Raw genomic sequence first — 4,547 nt, forward strand, 5'->3', positions numbered from 1 at the left:
GTCCGGGCGGGGCGGTGGATCAATCGGGTGCTCATGGGCGTGGTCCGGCGTTCGCGGTGGCGGTTGTGGCGGAAGCAACGCTCCGCATCGGGGTCATCGGCGCTTCTGGGAGAGCTGGAAGGCCTCGGCGGCCAGCCGGGTGGCGGCCAGCCGCGTCGGCCGGGCGAGCAGTTCGGTGCGGAGTGCTCCCCCTGCCGCCAGATGCCGGTCATGGGGCAGCACATGGACGGTCGCGCCCGTGGACCGCAGCTTCTCGGCGGCGGCCTCCACATCGATCCCGGGGCGGGGCGTGGTGCTCGTGAGCGCCACCACGGTCCCGGCGATCATGTGGCGCGGCAGCCCCTGCATCCACTGGAGGACCGCGTACGTGCTGGTGATGCCGTCCAGCGTGGCGGGCGCGGCCAGTACCCGGGCCTGGGCGGCGGAGAGCGCGACCCGGGCTACCTCGGCCGGCAGCGTCTCGCAGTCGACGACGGTCACCCCGAAGTACCGGCGGAGCGCGACCATGACCCGCTCGTACGCCGCGGTGTCCAGCATCGCCCCGATCCGTCCCTGACTGCCGGGCAGCAGCCAAGCGTTGTCGGGGAGTTGGACGAGGTATCCGGTGATGTCGAGCAGCGACATCTGCGGCTCCGCGATGTCCGCCAGATCGGCCGTGGTCCAGCGCAGCGTCTCGGCTCCGAGACGCAGGGGCAGTGAGCCGAGCGCCGGATCGGCCTCGACGAGGAGGACCGGGTCCTGGCGATAGTGCGCGTACGCCGTGCCGAGCAGGGCGGCCACCGTCGTCTTGCCCGCGCCACCCCGGATGGAGGTGACGGCGATCTGCCGACCGGTCGTCACCGGCTGCTGGATCCGCTCGGCGGTGCGGGTGATCTCGGCGACCTCACGGGCTGCTGAGGAGGAGACGATGCGGCGTACCGCGCGCGTGACCCGCGCGGCGGCCGGCTCACCCTGCCGGGGGCGGCGTGCCGTACCGGACAGCGCGCCGTCGATCACGGGCCGGGAGTCGGGGGACCGGGGGTGCTGTCGCGCACGTGCCGACGGTGCCGCGGGAGAGGGAGCGGGCGGCGCGGCGGGCGACGCGGGGGAGTTCGGACCCGGCATCCGCGCACCCGTACGCTCCTGCGGCTGTTCCTGGGGAAACTGCTGCTGTTCCCGTGCCGCGCCGTGGCCCTGTGCAGCACTCTGGCTCTGCGCCGCACCGTGGCTCTGCGCGGGCTGTGGAGGAGGGGTTCCCCTCAGATCGCGCAGCACATCACCCTGCCAGTTGTCCGCGTTCGGCATGTCTGCCCTTCTCCTCCGCTCCGATGCCCCGACCGGAGCCGCCCGCGCATGAATGTCAGAACTTGTCGAGCAACTGGCTGTAGATGCCGAACACACCGATGGCGAGCGGGAACAGCCCCACCATGCCGATGGACTCGATCAGGTCGGCGGTGCGCCGGAGCCTCACTCGTACATGCTCGGGAGGCTCCACCGCCAGGGCGAGCAAGGGCAGCATCGCCGCCACGCCGAGCACGACGACGGGGCCCGCACCCCCGGACGGTTGCTCCATCCACAGCATCACGAGGCGTACGAGCAGGACCGCCGCGCCGGCGAACAGGGCCACCACCTCGGCCACCAGGGGAAACGCGCGAGCTCTCGACACCAGCACCACCGCTACCAGCGAAGGCAGGAGCACCGTCCACATGGTCGGCCGCGCGGTCAGGGTGAGGAGCCAGCCCGCCGCCGTCGCCGACGCCGCGGTGACAACGGTGGCGAGGGCGAGTCCGCGGTGCGTCGCGGTCAGTGCGTCGGCCACGTCGTGACGGCTGACCGATGCCCCGCCCGACCGCCGGTCATCGAGCGCGGTGAGGCCGGACGCCATCAGCGCGAGCCGGGGCAGCACGCCGAGCAGCACCACGGAGAACACCGCCATCACGGCGCCCAGCCGGGCCGGATCCGGCTCCACGACGGCGACGGCCTCCCACACCGCGGTGACGGCGGCGGTGGCACCGGCGCCGATCAGACCGCCGCGGCCGAGCGGCGAGAAGAACCCGAGCAGCAGCAGGGCCAGTGCCACCGCCGTCGCCACCGCGGCGAGCCTGGCCGGGCCCGACCAGTCGTACGCGTCGGCGGCGGTCCAGGCCGTGAGGACGCCGAGGCCGCCCGAGACGAACAGCAGCGCGGTCGCCAGGCCGCGATTGCCTGTTCCGATCCGGGCGCACACCGCGCCGCCCACCAGAAGGACGACGGTGGCGACCGCCAGCGCGCCGGCCAGGGTGCCGAGCGGGAATTCGCGCCGGGCCAGCAGGGCGGCGATCACCGCGAAGGCCACGGTCGACGCCCCGGCGGTGACCCTGCGAGCGGCCGGACGCCAGCGCCAGGCCTGCAGGTCGAGGCTCTCGGCCACCTGGTCCGTGACGTCGTGGACGACCGGGGCGGGCGGAGCCGCGTGGGTCCTGACCAGGCGCAGCACGGCGCCGTCGCTGACGCCGGCCGAGGCGAGCGTGCTGTCGTGCGGCAGAGCCGAACCGTCGGAGGTGATCAACTGCCGGGTCAACGGCCGCGAAGCCGCCCGGTCGTCCAGCAACTGCAGTATGTCCGGCAGGAGTTGACCGATAGGCGTGTCCGAGGGCAGCACGATGTCGGCCCGGCGCCGCTCGCCGACCAGGGTCACCCGGCTCAGTTCCGATCGGGACGTCATTGCTGTGCTCACCACTTACGGAAACCTATCATTGTGATGTTCCGAAATTTCGGGCCAATTAGGCATAGCGCATGGCGCGGTTGGCGCATTTCCGAGCTCGGCGAAATCTCGCCTGCGATACTGGGCGCCTGGTGAATTTCCGGCCACTTCGTCGTCTCTCGGCCGGAGCTGATCAGAGGCCCTTCGCCAAGCCGGAAGAACGCGTCGGCGGTTCGTACCGCTGCGCCTGCCGCTGCTGTTTCTCCTGCTCGGCCTTCTGTTTGTCCAGCGTGTGCTGGAGGAAGGACCAGCCGATGCACCCGGCGCAGAGCACGGCGGTGATGGCGATACCCGCGAATACCTTCCCGAGCCGCTCGTCGGCGGTGCGCCGTGCGCGCCCCACGCCGAAGAGCAGAGCGTCTCGCGTCCTGCGGCGGCGTACCCCCACCGATTCCAGCAGTTGACTGTCGTAATCCCGTGCCACACGATCCCCCTTTGCCACTGCAACATACCGAGGGCCGGTTGTGGAGTACACACCAGGGCGCCGGGACGTGAGGGAAGCGGTGTTCACACCCGTTCTGGGCGCGTCCAGTCGTGGTTCTCGCGTACGAGGGTGAATCCGGCCGACCGGTAGAGCGCTGCCGCCGCCTCGTTGCCGGCCGGCGTCAGGACGGCCACCGCGCTCGCGCCCCGGTCGGCGAGTGCCGCGCACGCGCCCCGTACGGCGTCGCGGCCGTAGCCGTGGCCGCGGTGGTCCGGGTGGGTGCCGACCGGTTCGAGCAGTCCGCACCTGCCCGTACCCCCGAACCAGCCGGTCGCCGCGGCGGCGGGGTCCCCGGCGGGCGTGCGGACGAGCGTCTCCACGGCGAGGTGGGCCGCGGGGGACTCCTTCATCCTGCGCCAGTGGTCGACGGAGAACGTGGATCCCGCGAAGGCGGCTCGGTGCACCAGTGCCCGGTCGGCGGCGTCGGACCCGGTGACCTGTGCGGCGCGGCTCGCTACCGGCCCCGGGGTCCAGGAGAAGACGAGCCAGGGCTCCTCCTCGTCCGGTTCCCAGCCGGGCACGGGCAGGCCGTCGGTCGCGTCGTTGCCGGGTACGAGCAGGTCCTCCGCGTCCGCCGCGAGCGCTCCGAGGTCGGCGTCGGGCGCGGCGGTGACGCGCAGCACGGGTCCGTCGAGGAAGCCGACCGCCACGGGTGCCGCCTTCGCCGCGTCGCCGGACCGGGCCTCGGCATGCGAGGAGGCCCGTGGGCCGGTCCGTGCGGCGGCCCGTGCGTCGGTCCAGAGGTAGACAGTCGCGTCGTCCAGCCGCAGGAGCCAGCCCACGTCCCCGGGGTGCAGGCTCCCGGACGGGGCGTCGGGCGGTGTCCACGCGCGCAGTGCGCGCAGCGCCGGGCCGGTGTCGGCAGGGGACAGGCGGTGCCGCGCGAGTGGGGCCATGCGCGGAGACTAGTCAGTGCGCCACGGAGGCGCGCAGGCTTTTGTGTCCGGGCCGGTGGTCAGGTCTGCCGCAGCGCGAACCACAACTCCGCCCGTACGTCCATGTCGTCCAGGTCCGCGCCCAGCAACTCCCCGCACCGCCCGATGCGTTGGCGGACGGTGTTGCGGTGGACGCCGAGGGCCACCGCCGTACGGTCCCAGCTGCCGTGGAGGGAGAGCCAGCAGCGCAGGGTGTCGGCCAGCGGCGCGGTGAGCGGGGCGAGGAGGGCGCGGGCGTGGGCGGCCGCCTGTTCGGGCGGGACCAGCGCGGCGAGGCTGCTCGTGGGGGCGTCCACGGTCAACGGGGCGCGGGTCGCCCGTGCGTGGGCCAGGGCGCGGGCGGCCAGGGCGTCGGCGGCGTCGAGAGCGGTGACGGGGGTGGCGGCGGACGCGCCGAGCGTCCAGC

The 4,547-nt window shown here is 73.2% G+C and carries 5 protein-coding genes; all 5 read right to left on the reverse strand.

All coding sequences use genetic code 11. The features are described from left to right. Window positions 1-93: 93 nt before the first annotated feature. Window positions 94-1,284 (reverse strand): MinD/ParA family protein, encoded by a 1,191-nt coding sequence (locus HET64_RS36870; RefSeq protein WP_251146389.1) that lies wholly within the window; start codon window positions 1,282-1,284, stop codon window positions 94-96. 55 nt (window positions 1,285-1,339) lie between these two features. After that, a complete protein-coding gene (gene eccD, locus HET64_RS36875; RefSeq protein WP_215111596.1) occupies window positions 1,340-2,683 on the reverse strand; it encodes a type VII secretion integral membrane protein EccD in 1,344 nt (447 codons plus the stop codon). A gap of 172 nt (window positions 2,684-2,855) precedes the next feature. After that, a complete protein-coding gene (locus HET64_RS36880) occupies window positions 2,856-3,146 on the reverse strand; it encodes a hypothetical protein (RefSeq protein ID WP_215111597.1) in 291 nt (96 codons plus the stop codon). 83 nt (window positions 3,147-3,229) lie between these two features. Beyond that, complete coding sequence (locus HET64_RS36885) at window positions 3,230-4,102, reverse strand: GNAT family N-acetyltransferase (protein ID WP_215111598.1); 873 nt, start codon at window positions 4,100-4,102, stop codon at window positions 3,230-3,232. Window positions 4,103-4,161: 59 nt separating this feature from the next. Then, the coding region (locus HET64_RS36890) for a helix-turn-helix domain-containing protein (protein ID WP_215111599.1) at window positions 4,162-4,547 on the reverse strand (386 nt) is incomplete at its 5' end.

It is taken from the genome of Streptomyces sp. McG3, from assembly GCF_018619185.1.
Classification (GTDB): Bacteria; Actinomycetota; Actinomycetes; order Streptomycetales; family Streptomycetaceae; genus Streptomyces.